Genomic DNA, 14,955 nt, shown 5'->3' with positions numbered 1-14,955 from the left:
CCCTGACACAGGCACGAAGGAGTGCACATGACCACCCGCATGAGGCCACGCACAGCCCGTCTCGCGGCCACCGCCGCGATCCTCGGACTCGGCGTGATGGGCGCCCAGTCAGCCACCGGAGCAACCCAGGACGAGCCGGCGTCGACCCCGGTGCCGATCTCGACCCCCGACGGACAGATCTCCAGCTATGTCATCAACACCAAGGCCGCCAACCCGGGTCAGGTCCGCAAGGCCGAAAAGGCGGTGACGTCCGCCGGCGGCGTCGTCATCCAGTCCTGGCCGCAGATCGGGGTCGTCGTCGCCCACTCGACGCAGGCCGACTTCCGCACCGCCGTGGTCTCGTCCGCCAACAACGCCATCGAGTCCGTCGGCCCGACCCGCTCCGTCGCGGTCAGCGAGGGCACGCCCGAGGGCGTCCAGGCTCCCTGGGGTCCGGGCAAGGGCCAGCTGAAGGCCTCCGCCACCAAGAAGGGCGACATCTCCGAGGGCACCGCGGCCACCACGACCGACCCGCGCGAGGGCGAGCAGTGGGACATGCAGATGATCAACGTGCCGCAGGCGCACGCGATCACCACCGGCTCCCCTGATGTCACGGTCGGCGTGCTCGACTCCGGCATCGACCCCGACCACCCGGACCTGGCCAACCAGATCGACCGGTCCACGTCGGTCGGCTGCACCAACGCCGGACGACCCGCAACCGGCGAGGACGCGTGGGCCCCGACGACGAGCGACCACGGCACCCACGTCGCCGGCACGATCGGCGCCGAACGCAATGGCGTCGGCATCGTCGGCATCGCGCCCGGGGTCAAGATGGCCTCGGTCAAGGTGGTCAACGACGACGGGTTCATCTACCCCGAGTACGCGGTCTGCGGCTTCATGGAGGCCGGCCTCAAGGGCATGGACGTCACCAACAACAGCTACTACGTCGACCCCTTCGAGTTCTGGTGCGGCGACCAGCCGGAGCAGGCTCCCGCCATGGAGGCCGTGCGTCGTGCCGTCGAGTGGTCGACCGACCAGGGCGCCGTGCACGTCGCCGCGGCTGGCAACAGCTCCTACGACCTGTCGGACAAGACGACCAACGACTCCAGTCCCAATGACGCCGCGGTGCAGACCGACCGGGTCATCAACAGCTCGTGCAAGGACATCCCGACGGAGCTCGACGGCGTCGTGACCGTGTCCTCGATCGACCGCCAGGGCAAGCTGTCGTACTTCTCCAACCGCGGTCTCGGCTCGATCGACGTCGCTGCCCCCGGCAGCTCGATCCTGTCGACCATCACCCGCGACAACGGGTGGGGCACCAAGAGCGGAACCTCGATGGCGTCCCCGCACGTCGCCGGCGTCGCGGCCCTGATGAAGTCGGCGCACCCGACGTGGGGTCCGGACAAGATCGTCAGCGAGCTGCGGGCGCAGGCCACGGACACCCCGTGCTCGACGACCCTCATGGGCGCACCGTGCGTCGGCAGCCCTCAGGAGAACTCCTACTACGGCGACGGCATCGTCGACGCCTACGCGGCGGTCCGCTGACCGGCGCACACACATGACGAGGGCCACGGTCGATGTCGACCGTGGCCCTCGTCATGTCAGCAGGACGCCAGCTACAGGGAGTGCCCGACGAAGACGGGCTCGTTGACGAGGGTGACGCCGAAGGCCTCACGCACCCCGTCACGCACCTCCCGGGCGAGCTCGGCGACATCGGCGGCCGTGGCACCGCCACGGTTGGTGATCGCGAGCGTGTGCTTGGTCGACAGTGCGACCGGACCGGGCATGCGGTGCCCCTTGCCGAAGCCTGCCTTGTCGATGAGCCAGGCGGCACTCGTCTTGGACTGCCCCTCGCCCGCAGCGAAGACCGGCGGCACGGGCCCGTCCGGCCCGAGACGCTGGGTGGCCCGCTCCACGAGTGCATCCATCTGCGACGTGGGCAGGATCGGGTTGGTGAAGAAGGAGCCGCAGCTCCACGTGTCGTGGTCGCTCGCGTCGAGCACCATGCCGCGGTTGCCGCGCTGCACGAGGACGGCCTCGCGCGCCGCGGCGAGCGGGACCCGCTCCCCCTGCTCGACGTCCAGCTGCCGCGCGAGGTCCGCGTAGGCCACGGGGGCGGACAGCCCGCCGAGACCCAGCTCGAAGGTCACCTCGAGCACGACGTACCGGTCGCTCTGCTTGAAGACCGAGTGCCGATAGGTGAACCCGCACTGCGCGTTGTCGAAGGTGACCTGCCGCTGCTCCTGGCGGTCCCAGGCGAGCACCCGGGTGATGGTCTGCGCGACCTCCTGCCCGTAGGCGCCCACGTTCTGCACCGGGGTGGCCCCGGCCAGCCCGGGGATCCCGGACAGCGCCTCGATGCCCGACCAGCCCTCGGCGACGGCTCGGGCCACGACCTCGTCCCAGACCTCGCCCGCAGCGACGGTCACGACGACGTGCTCGTCGTCCCGGGACTCGACGCGCAGACCCTGCGTCGCGATGCGCACGACCGTGCCGCGGAACCCGTCATCAGCGATGACCAGGTTGGACCCGCCGGACACGAGCAGAAGGGGGGTCCCCGCCTCGTCCGCCGCACGGACCGCGGCCACGACCTCGTCCGTCGTCACGGCCGTCACGAGCGTGTCGGCGGGGCCTCCGACGCGCATGGTCGTGAGCGGCGCCAGAGGGGCGCCGTGCTCGCTCAGCGCCATCAGTCGAGCTGGACGACGGCGCGGCAGCGGCCCAGGACCTTGTCGCCACCGCAGGTCACAGTCAGCTCCACGGTCGCCTGTCTGGTCTCGGGGTCGGTCTTGGTGACCTTGCCCGCGACGTCGAGCACGGCGCCTCCGTCGTGCGGGACGACGACCGGCTTGGTGAAGCGGGTCCCGTAGTCGATGACCCGGCCTGCGTCACCGACCCAGTCGGTGACGACCTGGACGGCGGAGCCCATCGTCCACATGCCGTGGGCGATGACGTCCGGCAGGCCGACGGCCTGCGCGGTGCGCTCGTCCCAGTGGATGACATTGCGGTCGCCGGAGGCGCCCGCGTAGTGCACGAGGTGGGCCCGGGTGACCGGGATCGAGCGCTCGGGGAGGGACTCCCCTTCGCTCACCTGCGAAAACTGACGCACGGTCTGATCGCTCATGCTCACTCCCCTCCTCGGACGACGATCGTCGACAGGCTCGTCGCCACCGGCTGGTCCTGGGCGTCGATGATCTCGCTGCGCATGGTCACCATCTGGTGGCCGCCGGCCGCGCGGATCGTGTCGATGTGCAGGACACCCCGCAGCTCGTCCCCGGCCACGATCGGCCGGTGGTGGGCGAAGCGCTGCTCCCCATGGACCACACGGGTGTAGTCGACGCCGGCATCGGGGTCAGCGACGAACTGTGCGTCGGTGCGCTGGCCCGGGATCACCGCAAAGGTCGGCGGTGCGACCAGGTCGGCGTATCCAGCGGTGCGGGCTGCCTCGACGTCGTGGTGGATCGGGTCGGTGGCGCCCACCGCGGCGGCGAAGTCGCGGATGTGCTCACGCCCGACATCGAAGGGAGGGGTCGGGTCATAGCTGCGCCCCTGGAAGTCCTCGTTCACGGCCATGGGGCCAGTGTAGGCAGGCGCGACGACGACGCGGCCGCCGAGCAGGTGCTCGGCGGCCGCGTCGGGGTGGTACGGGGTGCTGGACTCAGCGGGTCTCGCGGTGCGGGGTGTGCGCGCGGCACCGGTTGCAGAACTTCGCGAGCTCGATGCGGTCCGGGGTGTTGCGGCGGTTCTTCTTGGTGATGTAGTTCCGCTCCTTGCACTCCGTGCACGCCAGGGTGATCTTGGGGCGGACGTCGGCGCTCTTGGATGCCACGGTAAGAACCTGCTCTCAGACACTTCGGGTGGTACTCGCCTGCGCCGGTCTGCGCTGGGCGGGAGGTGCGTGTGGTGCTGCAGCCCTGTGGGCACAACACGGCGACGCACAAGAATAGTCCACGGGGCGCCTCCACCGGAAATCGGCGGCTCGACACTCCGAGGCACTGCGTAGCGGGAGCGGGACTCGATCCCGCGACCTCACGATTATGAGTCGTGCGCTCTAACCAGCTGAGCTACCCCGCCATGACGGACGACCCACGCCAGGCGCCGGTCGAACGAGAGCCCCCTGTCGGAATCGAACCGACGACCTTTTCCTTACCATGGAAACGCTCTGCCGACTGAGCTAAGGGGGCGGGTCTGCCGGGCGCCTTGCGGCGGTCCGGTGAACACCTCGGGAGAGATTACACGGCAGATGGCCCGGTCATGAAATCGGGGTGGTGACGAGCGCTTCGAGACTGCCCCGGAGGCTCTCCGGGACCGCCGACGGTCGCCGCGTCACGGCGTCGACGAAGACATGCGCCGAGGTCGCGAGCGCCACCAGCGCACCGTCGCTGGCGCGCACGAGGGCGCACTCCCAGCGCACGCTCGACCGGCCGACGGACAGGGCGCGCAGTCCGACCTCGAAGGTGTCCGGGTAGGACATCTCGGCCAGGTAGCGGCACCCGGTCTCGGGGATGAGGTTGATCGTGTCGCCGCCCTGGGCGACGTCGAAGCCGTGCACCTTGAACCAGTTGTTGATCGTCGTGTCCATCACCGAGTAGTGCACGGCGTTGTTGACGTGACCGAACTGGTCGTTGTCGCTCCATCGGGTGGGGACGGTGACCCAGTGCGGGTACAGGTCGCGGTCGAGGGTGCTCATGTCAGACATCCTCCACCGGCAGACCGTCGCCGCGCCACACGCCCGATGAGCCGCGGCGGTGGCTGTCGAGCAGATGGGTGTCGACGATGCCCACCGCCTCCATGAGCGCGAAGGCCGTGGTGGGACCGACGAAGGCGAAGCCGCGCCGCTTGAGCTCCTTGGCCAGCGCCCTGGACTCGTCGGAGGTCGTGGGCACCTCGGCGAAGGTCCGCGGCATCGGCGTGCGCGCCGGACGGAAGGACCAGATGAGGTCCGGTAGGCCCCCTTCGGCGCGAAGGGAGATCGTGGCGCCGGCGTTGCGGATCGTCGCCTCGACCTTGGCCCGGTTGCGCACGATCCCGACGTCGTCCATGAGGCGGGCCACGTCCTGCTCCCCGTAGGCCGCGACCCGGTCGGGGTCGAATCCGTCGAAGGCCGCCCGGAAGTTCTCCCGCTTGCGCAAGATGGTCGCCCACGAGAGCCCCGACTGGAAGGCCTCGAGGCTGAGCCGCTCGAAGAGCCCACGCTCGTCGCGTACGGGCAGGCCCCACTCGGTGTCGTAGTACTCCTGCATCAACGGGTCGCTGGCGGCCCACTGCGGCCGGGCCAACCCGTCGTCTCCCACGATGACGTCCATGCCCGCATCGTGCCCCACTGCGACGGGACAGGTGAAAGCATGGCGGTCATGAAGATCATCGCCTCGTACAGCATCAAGGGTGGCGTCGGCAAGACCACCGCCGCAGCCAACCTCGCCTGGCTCGCCGCGAACGAGGGACGACGCGTCCTGCTGTGGGATCTCGATCCGCAGGGCGGCGCCACGTGGCTCTTCAAGGTCAAGCCCAAGGTGAAGGGGGGCGGCGAGGCGCTGGTGGCCGGCAAGCTCGACATGGCTGATGCGATCCGGTCGAGCGACTTCGACAACCTCGACGTGCTGCCCTCCGACTTCTCCTACCGCAACCTCGACCTGCTGCTCGACGCGGAGAAGAAGCCCACCCGCACGCTCAGCCAGCTGCTCGACGGACTGTCCAAGAAGTACGACCTCGTGATCCTCGACTGCGCCCCGAGCGTGTCCCTCGTGTCCGAGAGCATCGTCCGCGCGGCCGACCTCGTGCTCGCCCCGGTCATGCCCTCTCCCCTGTCGATCCGCACCCTTGACCAGCTGCGCGAGTTCATCAAGGACACCAAGGGCAAGTCGCCGAAGCTGCTCGCCTTCCTGTCGATGGTCGACCGCCGGCGGCGCCTCCACAAGGAGCTCCTCGAGGAACTTCCGGGCTCGCGGGCCGATGTCGCCACGACGGCCATCCCGGCGGCGAGCGCGGTCGAGCAGATGGGCGTGCACCGCGCCCCGATCGTCCAGTGGCAACCGCGCAGTGCGGCTGCCCAGGCCTACGAGGAGCTGTGGCGAGAGGCGCTCAAGCGGCTGAAGTGATCACAGCCCGTGGGCTCGGGGAGCACTGCGGATCGCCTCGTCGGGACCAATCCGGTCATCGGCCAGGTCGAGCACGATCGAGATCGCCCCGTTGGCCAACCCCACCGCGAGCCGCGGACGGCCGAAGGCCGCATCCGCCCACCTCTCGAACCGTCGTTGGGTGCGCAGCCCGACCTCGCTCACCCCAGCGGTGAGCGCGAAGGTCGCCACGCCGAGCGCAGCGGCAGCGATCGGGGATCGCTCGCCCTCGGCCTGGTCCAGGCGCTGCCCGTCCTCCCGATCCGTCAGGGGCACGATGCCCGCGGCGGCCAGGCCGGCAACAGCCCCGAGGCCGGCAGCCACGACCAGTCCCATCCGGCGCATGGCCACCGGGTGACGCTCGGCGCTCATCGCCGCCCCGATGAGACCCGTTGCCGTCGCACGGGCGAGGACCCCGGCGATGTGGACGGGTGAGGTGCCCTGGTCACTCATGACTTCCCCTTCGTCGTGGTCCTGTCAGGGTGGACAACGCAGCGAGCCCCGGGCCGGGTTCCCGGCTCGGGGCTCGCTGTGCACTGTGGTGGCAGGTGAAGGATTCGAACCTTCGTAGGGATAACCCGACGGATTTACAGTCCGTTTCCATTGGCCGCTCGGACAACCTGCCGTGTGCGTCTGGAAGGATAGCAAGTTGATCCCCCTCCAACGCAATTCCGGCACCAACTTCCACGAAGGAGCCCGCAGGACATGGCCAACAGCAGCTTCGACATCGTCAGCAAGGTCGACCGTCAGGAGGTCGACAACGCGCTCAACCAGACCTCCAAGGAGGTCTCCCAGCGCTACGACTTCAAGGGCGTGGGCGCCTCCATCGAGTGGAGCGGCGACAACGTCGTCATCAAGGCCAACAGCGCCGACCGCGTCCTGGCGGTCGTCGACGTCTTCGAGTCCAAGCTGATCCGTCGTGGCGTGTCGCTGAAGAGCATCGACTTCGGCGACAAGGAGCCGCAGGCCTCCGGCAAGGAGTACGTCCTCTCCGGCCCCACCAAGGAGGGCATCGACCAGGACAACGCGAAGAAGATCTCCAAGATCATCCGCGACGAGGGCCCCAAGGGGATCAAGCCGCAGATCCAGGGCGACGAGCTGCGCGTCACCGGCAAGTCGCGCGACGAGCTCCAGGAGATCATCGCGCTGCTCAAGGGCAAGGATCTGGACGTGGCGCTGCAGTTCACCAACTATCGCTGAGGCACCCCGAAGCCGGCCGTGACGACCCTGTGGTCGTCACGGCCGGCTTCTTCGTCGGTCCTGCCTCAGCGGGCGCCGACGGATGCGGCCTCGGGCTCCTCGGCCGGCAGCTCACTGTCGTGACGCGCCAGCAGGCGTCCCAGCAGCGGGACGAGGACCAGACCGAGCGCTGTGGCGGCCACGAGGACCCACAGGCCGGACGAGGGCGAGCCGGTGGCCTTCTCCGTGAGGCCGAAGGCGTAGGGCCCGACAAAAGCGCCCGTGAGGCCGATCGTGTTGACGAAGGCGAGGCCGGCGGCGGCCGCGACCCCACCGAGCCGGGCCATGAGGACCGACCAGTAGAGCGGCTGCACCCCGACGACGAAGAGCATCGTGGCGCTGAGGATGATCATCTTGGCCACCGGGTTGCCGACGGAGATGAAGGCCAGGGCGAAGACGATCGCCGCAGCGGTCGTGATGCCGATGAGGCGGACCTCGGAGCCGGGGCTGCGCTTGAGCAGGCGCGGGAAGAGCAGCACACCGATGACGGCACCGATGCCGACGACACCGGAGATCAGTCCGATCATGAAGCTGTCCGTCACGTCCATCGCCTCGACGATCGACGGGACGAAGAAGATGACGCCGTAGGTCGCGATCTGGTTCATGAAGTAGATCGCGGCGATGGTCAGCAGGAAGGGCTTGGACATCGCGTTGCGGATGATCGCGCCGGGCCGCGCCTCCTCGGGCTCCTCACCCACGGCGCGCAGCATCAGCTCTCGTGCTTCCTCCGGCTCGAGCCACGACGCCTTGGCCGGCGAGTTGGGCAGCGCGAAGAAGATGAAGATGCCGAGCAGGACCGTGGGGATGCCCTCGATGACGAAGAGCCACTGCCAGCCGTGGAGTCCGCCGATCCCGTCCATCTTCATCAGGGCGCCACCGATGGGGTTGGCGACGATGAAGGCGACCGAGGACGCGGTGAGGATGAGGCCCACGGCGGTGGCCCGGTCCTTCTGCGCGAACCAGGTGGTGATGAGGTACATGATCCCCGGGTACAGGCCCGCCTCGGCAGCACCGAGCAGGAGGCGCAGGACGTAGAAGATCGCAGGGCTGGAGATGAACATCATCGCCATGGTGATCAGGCCCCAGGTGACCGCGATGCGGCTGATCCACACCTTGGCCCCGATCCGGTGGAGCAGCAGGTTGCTCGGCACCTCGAGGACGGCGTAGGTGATGAAGAACAGCCCCGCCCCCAGCCCGTAGGCCGCGGCGTCGATGCCCGCGTCCACCTCGAGGGAGTTCTTGGCCAGCCCGACATTGGTCCGGTCGACGAAGGCCATGAAGTAGGCCGCCATGAGGATGGGCATCAGGCGCAGGAAGGCCTTTTTGGTGGCCCTCGCATGCACCTGGTCCGACGTCGTTGTCGGTGAAGTCATCTGTGATCTCCTGTACTTGAAGGCTAATTCGGGTTCATGTTGTGGGGGTGTGGTTTCCCCTGTCAAGGACCACCCGGTGCTACTGGACGGTCACTCGCGGGAGACGACGACCTGCTGTGCGCGCTCGAGCAGCTCCGGCTTGCGGATCTTGCCCGTGTCGGTGAGCGGGAAGGCCGCGACCACCTCGACGAGCGGGACCTTGTAGCCGGCCATCTGACCGCGTGCCCACTCCTCGAGCTCTCCCGCGGTGGGGGTGGCGTGCGCCACCAGGCTGACGAAGGCGACCGGCCGCTGGCCCGCGGCCTCGTCGTCGGCGGGCACCACGGCGACCGACTCGACCTCGGGGTGCGCGGCGAGCATCATCTCCACCTCTGCGGGGAAGACGCTCATGCCCTTGACCTTGATCATGTCCTTGCTGCGGGCCAGGTAGTGCAGGCACCCGTCCTCGTCGAGGTAGCCGGTGTCGCCGGTGTGCAACCACCCGTCACGCAGCTGCTGTGCCGACGCCTGCGGGTTGCCCCAGTAGCCGGTCATGATCGACGGGCTGCGCAGGAGGATCTCCCCCGCGTCGCCCAGGGCCATCGGCTCCGCGGTGACGGGGTCGACGACGATCACGTCCGTGCCGGGGACGGGCAGCCCGCAGAAGACCGGCTCGGTCAGCAGGTCATGGTCTCCCTCGTGGAAGCCGTACGGGACGACGTCGACCGTATGACTCTCGGTCATGCCGTAGGAGCCCTCACGCAGGACGGAGCCCGCCCCGACCGTGTCCGACCACTGCCGGCGCACCTGCGGCGTGAGCTTGCGGATGAAGGACATCGTCATGGGCGCGGTGAAGCAGGAGAGGTCGCGATCGGCCACGCCCGGCACCTGCAGGATGTCGAGATAGCTCTCCACCGTGGCCGCGGTCGTCGTCACGCGATGACGCTCGACGAGGTCGACGACGGTGGCCGCATCCCACCGCTCGAGCAGCACCGTGGTCCCGCCCATCACGAGCGGGATGAGGATGCCCAGGTCCTCCCCCGCGATCCAGAACACCGGGATGAAGCACAGCGAGACGATCCGCGTCCCGTCGAAGCCGTTGGCCCCGGCCGCACTCACCGCCGTGTAGACCATGTGCCGCTGGGTGTGCTCGCAGCCCTTGGGCAGGCCCGTCGTGCCGCCGGTGTAGTTCAGCGCCGCAAGCGCATCGAGGTCGGCGGCGGCCTCGAGCAGCGGTGGCGCGCCCTCCGTGTCGGACCAGCGCACGATGTCGATGCCGGCCACTGAGGGAAGGGGGTCACCCTCACCTGCGAGGACGACGACGGTACGCACCCCGGTCTCGACAGCGGCCTCGCAGAGGCGTTGCGCCAGAGCCGCGCTCGTGACGACGATGCTCGCGCCGGAGTCACCCAGCTCGTGGACCAGCTCGGCGTGCTGGAACATCGGGTTGACCGGGACGTGCACGCACCCGGCCCGCAGGGTGCCGAGGAAGGCGATGACGAACTCGGGGACATTGCCCAGGTGGACGCCGACGCACTCGCCGGGGGCCACCCCCTTCGCGCGGAGCCACCCGGCCCACCGGGCGTGGCGGTCGGCCAGCTCCCGGTAGTCGGTGACGATGTCGTCGTGGACCACGGCCGGCCGGTCGGGCTGCCGCTGCGCCCAGGCGTCGACGTACTCGGGGACGGTGAGGTCACCCAGGGGGTGGACGACGTCACGGGGCGTGCCGGCGGGCCGGACCCGCTCCTGCCGCTCCCGGAGGTCCTGCAGGTGCTGCGTGTAGTCCATGCGCGCGCTCCTTTGCGTCACCAGGTGTCGATGTAGCGGGCAGTGCCCACGGTCGGGATGGCGCTCGCCATCGCCGTGAGGATCCACCGGCGCGTGTCGACCGGGTCGATCACGTCGTCGAGCTCGACGACCGCCGCGGCGTTGACCGCACGGCCGCGCTCGTACAGGTCGTCCAGCAGCCGCCGTTCCAGCTCACGTCGCTCGCTCGGGTCGGCGACCGCCTCGAGCTCGCGGCGGAAGCCGAGACGGACCGCGCCCTCGAGCCCCATGCCGCCGACCTCGCCCGTCGGCCAGGCCAGCGTCGCCGCCGGGCGGTGGAAGCTGCCGGCGGCCATCGCCTGTGCGCCCAGCCCGTAGGCCTTGCGCAGGACGACGGTCACCATCGGCACCCGCAGGTGCGCCCCGATGACGAAGAGCCGCGCGAAGTGACGCACGGTCGCCGTGCGCTCGTGCTCCGGACCGACCATGAAGCCCGGTGTGTCGCACAGGGACACGACCGGTAGACCGTGCGCGTCGCAGAGCTGGAGGAAACGCGCCAACTTGTCGGCAGCAGGGGTGTCGATGGCTCCGCCGAGGTGTCGCGGGTTGTTGGCGACCAGCCCCATCGGACGGCCTTCGATGCGCACCAGCGCGGTGACGACTCCCGGAGCGAAGCCGGCCCGCAGCTCCAGGACCGAGCCCTCGTCGGCGAGGGTGTCGATCGCGGCGTGGATGTCATAGGCGCGCACCCGGTTCTCCGGGACGACGTGGCGCAGTGCCCGCTGGTCGGGCTGCGTCCACTCCTCGTGCGCACCCTGGAAGTAGCCGAGGTAGCGCTTGGCCACCGCGACCGCCTCGGCCTCGTCCTCGACGACCACGTCGACGACGCCGTTGGCGCCCTGCACCTCGATGGGGCCGACCTCCTCGGGAGCGAAGACCCCCAGTCCACCGCCTTCGATCATCGCCGGGCCGCCCATGCCGATCGTCGAGTCGCGGGTGGCGATGATGACATCGCAGCAGCCCAGCAGCGCGGCATTGCCGGCGAAGCAGCGCCCGGCCGCGATGCCGACGGTCGGGACGAGCCCGCTCAGTCGCCCCATCGTCGCGAAGGTCGGCACGTCCAGGCCGCTGGCGACCGTCGTGTCGGTGTCGCCGGGGCGACCTCCGCCCCCTTCGGCGAAGAGGACGACGGGCAGACGTTGCCTCTCGGCGATCTCGAGGAGGCGGTCGGTCTTCTTGTGGTTGAGATAGCCCTGGGTCCCGGCGAGGACGGTGTAGTCGTAGGACAGCACTGCGCAGCGGGAGTCCTGCGTGGGTGCGGAGCTGATCCGGCCGATGCCCGTGACGATGCCGTCGGCCGGGGTGTTGGCGATGAGGTCCTCCTCGCTGCGGCGGGCGCGCTGGGCCGCGACCGCGAAGCCGCCGTACTCGACGAAGCTGTCCGCGTCCACGAGGTCGGCGATGTTTTCCCGCGCGGTCCGCTGACCGCGAGCGTGGCGCTTGGCCACGGCCTCGGTGCGCGCTGCGTCCATGCGCCGGTCGCGTCGCTCGAGCACCCGGGTGAGATCGGGTCGATCGGCATCGAGGTCCGGTCCGTCGTCGAGCGTGCCGGCACTCGACTGGTCGGACGAAGGGAGCACCCGCACCAGCAGGTCTCCGGGCGCGGTCGTCGCACCCGCACGAGCACGGACGTCGCTGATGACGCCCGTGACCGGCGCGGGCACGAGGTGCTCCATCTTCATCGCCTCGACGACGACCACGGGCGTCCCGGCCGTGACCTCCTGGCCCTGCTCGACGAGGACGGAGATGACCGTGCCGGCCATCTCCGCGACGACCTCGCCATCGAGGCCCTCACCGGTGTCGGCTCCCCGGGCGATGTCCGCTCTCCCGAGCCACTGGGTGGTGACGTCCCACGCGGCGACGTCCTCGTGCTCGAGCAGCGCTCGCAGGATCGGGAGGTTGGTCTCGACTCCCGCGATGGTGCACTCGGCGGCCGCTTGCCGCGCCTTGCCGAGGGCAGCGGTCAGGCCGCTGTGGCTGTGGGTGATCACCTTGGCCACGAGCGAGTCGAAGGCGCCGTCGACGCGGGCGCCCTCGACGAGGTGGGTGTCGACCCGCACGCCCGGCCCCGTGGGCAGGGACAGGCCGGAGACGACGCCGTGGGCCGGAAGGGACTCGCCGGTGCTCCCGATGCGCTCGGCAGCCACCCGCAGCTCGACCGCGGCGCCGGTGACACGTGGCGGCACGGCCAGACCGAGGTCGGCGAGGCTCCCGCCGGCCGCCAGCTGCAGCTGCGCGAGGACGAGGTCGACGCCGGTGACCATCTCGGTCACCGGGTGCTCGACCTGCAGGCGCGGGTTGACCTCGATGAACCACCACCGGGTCGGGTCGTCTGCGTCGACCAGGAACTCGACGGTGGCCAGGCCGCGGTAGCCGCGACCGGCGATCAGTCGCACCGCTGCAGCGTGCAGGTCCGCGCGCACCTCCTCGGGCAGGTCGGGCGCGGGGGCGACCTCGACGACCTTTTGGAAGCGGCGCTGGAGGGTGCAGTCGCGCTCCCCCAGGTGGGTGACCTCCCCTGCGCCGTCGGCAGCGATCTGGACCTCGATGTGGCGGGCGCGCTCCACGTAGAGCTCGGCGAAGAGTTCGCCGGAGCCGAAGCTGCGCTCGGCCTCGGAGCGGGCACGCTCCCAGGCCTCGGCGAGCGACTCACCGGCCGACACGGCACGCATGCCGCGGCCACCACCGCCGGCGGCGGCCTTGATCATCACGCCCGCCGGGTGCTGCTCCCGGGCGAAGGCCTCGGCCCGGTCCCGGGTGACGCCGACCGGGGTGGCGGGCAGGACCGGGACACCGGCCTGCTCCGCCACCTCGCGGGCGCTGCCCTTGTCGCCGAAGAGCTCGAGCAGCGAGGCGTCCGGCCCGACGAAGGTCACGCCGGCCTCGGCGCAGGCCCGGGCGAGTACCGGGCTCTCGCTGAGGAACCCGTACCCCGGGTGCAGCATCGTGCACCCGTGGTCCCTCGCGCCCTCGACGAGGGAGGCGGCGTCGAGGTAGGCCGCCGCCCCCTCACCGGGGAGCACATGGACGCCGGTCGCCAGTCGGGCGGCCAACGAGTCGACCTCGGCCCGGGTCACGGCCACGACGACCTCGAGACCTGCCTCCTTCGCCGCCCGGACGATCCGGACAGCGATCTCTCCACGGTTGGCGACGAAGACGCTCACGTGCAGCTCCTTGAGGATGGTGGGTGGTGACGGTCAGAAGATCTCGAAGAGACCTGCAGCGCCCATGCCACCACCGACGCACATCGTCACGACGCCGTAGCGCGCGCCACGACGCTTGCCCTCGATGAGGACGTGGCCGGCCATGCGTGCACCGCTCATGCCGTACGGGTGGCCGATGGAGATCGCGCCACCGTTGACGTTGAACTTCTCCGGGTCGATGCCGAGGGTGTCGCGGCAGTAGAGGGCCTGGACGGCGAAGGCCTCGTTGAGCTCCCACAGACCGATGTCGTCGACGCTCAACCCGTGCTGCGCGAGCAGCTTCGGGACGGCGAAGACCGGGCCGATGCCCATCTCGTCCGGCTCGCAGCCGGCGACGGCCATCCCGCGGAAGGCACCCAGCGGGGTGAGCCCGCGGCGGGACGCCTCGGAGGCCTCCATGACGACGGCGGCGGAGGCGGCGTCGGACAGCTGTGAGGCATTGCCCGCGGTGATCGAGAAGCCCTCGGTGCCGTCCTTGGCGAGGACCGGGTTGAGTCGCTGCAGGTCCGCGAGCACGGTGCCGGGACGGTTGCCCTCGTCCTTGGTCAGCGTCACCTCCTGCGAGCCGACCTCACCGGTCGCCTTGTCCTTGGTGAGCATGGTCGTGGTGAGCGGGACGATCTCGTCGTCGAAGGCTCCAGCCTCCTGGGCGGCCGCCGTGCGACGCTGCGACTCGAGTGCGTACTCGTCCTGGCGCTCGCGGGAGATGCCGTACCGCTGCGCCACGACCTCGGCGGTCTCGAGCATCGACATGTACGTCGCGGGGACGTGCTCGACGAGCCACGGGTCCTGCGAGCGGTAGGTGTTCATGTGCTCGTTCTGCACCAACGAGATCGAGTCGACGCCACCACCGACGGCGACGTCCTGGCCGTCGAAGATCACCTGCTTGGAGGCGGTGGCGATGGCCATCAGACCGCTCGCGCACTGACGGTCGACGGACATCCCGGCGACGGTGACGGGCAGCCCGGCCCGCAGCGCGGCCTGGCGACCGATGTTCATCGCGGTCGAGCCCTGCTGCATGGCGGCGCCGATGACGACGTCCTCGATCTGGCCGCCCTCGACGCCGGAGCGCTCGACGGCGTGCCGCACGGCGTGGCCGATGAGCTCCTGGGCCTGGGTGTCGTTGAAGGCGCCGCGGTAGGCGCGGCCGATCGGGGTGCGAGCGGTGGAGACGATGACTGCTTCACGCATGGTCACTCCTGTGGGTGAGAGAGGTCGGACGAAGGGGGTGGATCGAGT

General features: G+C 69.9%; 14 protein-coding genes and 3 tRNA genes. 3 read left to right on the top strand and 14 right to left on the bottom strand.

All coding sequences use genetic code 11. The features are described from left to right. Positions 1 to 27: 27 nt before the first annotated feature. Positions 28 to 1,524 carry a S8 family peptidase gene (locus tag JLI01S_RS04480; RefSeq protein WP_245634524.1) on the top strand — a complete coding sequence of 499 codons (1,497 nt, stop codon included), beginning with the start codon at positions 28 to 30 and terminating at the stop codon, positions 1,522 to 1,524. Positions 1,525 to 1,595: 71 nt separating this feature from the next. On the opposite strand, the gene JLI01S_RS04475 is transcribed toward JLI01S_RS04480, so the two are convergent. The 8 genes from JLI01S_RS04475 to JLI01S_RS04440 all read right to left on the bottom strand — a co-directional run bounded on the left by JLI01S_RS04475 (position 1,596) and on the right by JLI01S_RS04440 (position 5,285). Further along, positions 1,596 to 2,669, bottom strand: coding sequence for a UDP-N-acetylmuramate dehydrogenase (locus JLI01S_RS04475; protein ID WP_068260612.1), 1,074 nt, complete (start codon positions 2,667 to 2,669; stop codon positions 1,596 to 1,598). Beyond that, positions 2,669 to 3,103: a MaoC family dehydratase gene (locus JLI01S_RS04470; protein ID WP_068260610.1), complete on the bottom strand. Its 435-nt coding sequence runs from the start codon at positions 3,101 to 3,103 to the stop codon at positions 2,669 to 2,671. The genes JLI01S_RS04475 and JLI01S_RS04470 overlap by 1 nt, the downstream gene beginning before the upstream one ends. 2 nt (positions 3,104 to 3,105) lie before the next feature. Beyond that, positions 3,106 to 3,552, bottom strand: a complete 447-nt coding sequence (locus tag JLI01S_RS04465) for an FAS1-like dehydratase domain-containing protein (protein ID WP_068260607.1) — start codon at positions 3,550 to 3,552, stop codon at positions 3,106 to 3,108. 85 nt (positions 3,553 to 3,637) lie between these two features. Beyond that, positions 3,638 to 3,808: a 50S ribosomal protein L33 gene (rpmG, locus tag JLI01S_RS04460; protein ID WP_055996690.1), complete on the bottom strand. Its 171-nt coding sequence runs from the start codon at positions 3,806 to 3,808 to the stop codon at positions 3,638 to 3,640. A 171-nt stretch (positions 3,809 to 3,979) separates the two neighbouring features. Next, positions 3,980 to 4,053: transfer RNA gene (locus JLI01S_RS04455), tRNA-Met, on the bottom strand. Between the two features lie 37 nt (positions 4,054 to 4,090). Next, positions 4,091 to 4,163 (bottom strand) — tRNA-Thr (locus JLI01S_RS04450). Between the two features lie 68 nt (positions 4,164 to 4,231). Continuing rightward, positions 4,232 to 4,669, bottom strand: a complete 438-nt coding sequence (locus tag JLI01S_RS04445) for an acyl-CoA thioesterase (protein ID WP_068260606.1) — start codon at positions 4,667 to 4,669, stop codon at positions 4,232 to 4,234. Position 4,670: 1 nt separating this feature from the next. Then, a complete protein-coding gene (locus tag JLI01S_RS04440; protein WP_068260795.1) occupies positions 4,671 to 5,285 on the bottom strand; it encodes a DNA-3-methyladenine glycosylase I in 615 nt (204 codons plus the stop codon). A gap of 39 nt (positions 5,286 to 5,324) precedes the next feature. On the opposite strand from JLI01S_RS04440, the gene JLI01S_RS04435 reads away from it, so the two are divergent. After that, positions 5,325 to 6,077: a ParA family protein gene (locus JLI01S_RS04435; protein WP_218005460.1), complete on the top strand. Its 753-nt coding sequence runs from the start codon at positions 5,325 to 5,327 to the stop codon at positions 6,075 to 6,077. Here JLI01S_RS04435 and JLI01S_RS04430 read toward each other — a convergent pair whose 3' ends face one another. Beyond that, positions 6,078 to 6,548, bottom strand: a complete 471-nt coding sequence (locus tag JLI01S_RS04430) for a hypothetical protein (protein ID WP_068260603.1) — start codon at positions 6,546 to 6,548, stop codon at positions 6,078 to 6,080. It lies immediately after the preceding gene. 86 nt (positions 6,549 to 6,634) lie between these two features. Then, positions 6,635 to 6,720 (bottom strand) — tRNA-Tyr (locus JLI01S_RS04425). Positions 6,721 to 6,800: 80 nt separating this feature from the next. Between JLI01S_RS04425 and JLI01S_RS04420 the strand changes: the two genes are divergently transcribed. Continuing rightward, entirely contained in the window at positions 6,801 to 7,295 is a 495-nt protein-coding gene (locus JLI01S_RS04420) for a YajQ family cyclic di-GMP-binding protein (RefSeq protein WP_068260600.1), read from the top strand. 65 nt (positions 7,296 to 7,360) lie between these two features. Here JLI01S_RS04420 and JLI01S_RS04415 read toward each other — a convergent pair whose 3' ends face one another. The 4 genes from JLI01S_RS04415 to JLI01S_RS04400 form a co-directional block, all read right to left on the bottom strand. After that, positions 7,361 to 8,707, bottom strand: coding sequence for an MFS transporter (locus JLI01S_RS04415; protein ID WP_068260598.1), 1,347 nt, complete (start codon positions 8,705 to 8,707; stop codon positions 7,361 to 7,363). Positions 8,708 to 8,797: 90 nt separating this feature from the next. Then, a complete protein-coding gene (locus JLI01S_RS04410) occupies positions 8,798 to 10,474 on the bottom strand; it encodes an AMP-binding protein (RefSeq protein WP_068260595.1) in 1,677 nt (558 codons plus the stop codon). A 17-nt stretch (positions 10,475 to 10,491) separates the two neighbouring features. After that, positions 10,492 to 13,677 carry a carboxyl transferase domain-containing protein gene (locus tag JLI01S_RS04405; RefSeq protein ID WP_218005459.1) on the bottom strand — a complete coding sequence of 1,062 codons (3,186 nt, stop codon included), beginning with the start codon at positions 13,675 to 13,677 and terminating at the stop codon, positions 10,492 to 10,494. 33 nt (positions 13,678 to 13,710) lie between these two features. Then, complete coding sequence (locus JLI01S_RS04400; protein ID WP_068260587.1) at positions 13,711 to 14,907, bottom strand: acetyl-CoA C-acyltransferase; 1,197 nt, start codon at positions 14,905 to 14,907, stop codon at positions 13,711 to 13,713. Between the last annotated feature and the right edge of the window lie 48 nt (positions 14,908 to 14,955).

This window comes from Janibacter limosus NBRC 16128, assembly GCF_001570985.1.
Lineage (GTDB): Bacteria > Actinomycetota > Actinomycetes > Actinomycetales > Dermatophilaceae > Janibacter > Janibacter limosus.
The sequence above is the reverse complement of the archived record's forward strand: the minus strand, read 5'-3'. Positions and strand labels throughout refer to the sequence as shown.

Bases quoted from the DNA above. Each gene is read 5' to 3' on its own strand.
- JLI01S_RS04465 (WP_068260607.1), bottom strand. From the start codon at position 3,552: ATGGCCGTGAACGAGGACTTCCAGGGGCGCAGCTATGACCCGACCCCT.
- JLI01S_RS04440 (WP_068260795.1), bottom strand. From the start codon at position 5,285: ATGGACGTCATCGTGGGAGACGACGGGTTGGCCCGGCCGCAGTGGGCC.
- JLI01S_RS04435 (WP_218005460.1), top strand. From the start codon at position 5,325: ATGGCGGTCATGAAGATCATCGCCTCGTACAGCATCAAGGGTGGCGTC.
- JLI01S_RS04445 (WP_068260606.1), bottom strand. From the start codon at position 4,669: ATGAGCACCCTCGACCGCGACCTGTACCCGCACTGGGTCACCGTCCCC.
- JLI01S_RS04420 (WP_068260600.1), top strand. From the start codon at position 6,801: ATGGCCAACAGCAGCTTCGACATCGTCAGCAAGGTCGACCGTCAGGAG.
- JLI01S_RS04480 (WP_245634524.1), top strand. From the start codon at position 28: ATGACCACCCGCATGAGGCCACGCACAGCCCGTCTCGCGGCCACCGCC.
- JLI01S_RS04470 (WP_068260610.1), bottom strand. From the start codon at position 3,103: ATGAGCGATCAGACCGTGCGTCAGTTTTCGCAGGTGAGCGAAGGGGAG.
- JLI01S_RS04475 (WP_068260612.1), bottom strand. From the start codon at position 2,669: ATGGCGCTGAGCGAGCACGGCGCCCCTCTGGCGCCGCTCACGACCATG.
- JLI01S_RS04410 (WP_068260595.1), bottom strand. From the start codon at position 10,474: ATGGACTACACGCAGCACCTGCAGGACCTCCGGGAGCGGCAGGAGCGG.
- JLI01S_RS04400 (WP_068260587.1), bottom strand. From the start codon at position 14,907: ATGCGTGAAGCAGTCATCGTCTCCACCGCTCGCACCCCGATCGGCCGC.
- JLI01S_RS04415 (WP_068260598.1), bottom strand. From the start codon at position 8,707: ATGACTTCACCGACAACGACGTCGGACCAGGTGCATGCGAGGGCCACC.
- JLI01S_RS04430 (WP_068260603.1), bottom strand. From the start codon at position 6,548: ATGAGTGACCAGGGCACCTCACCCGTCCACATCGCCGGGGTCCTCGCC.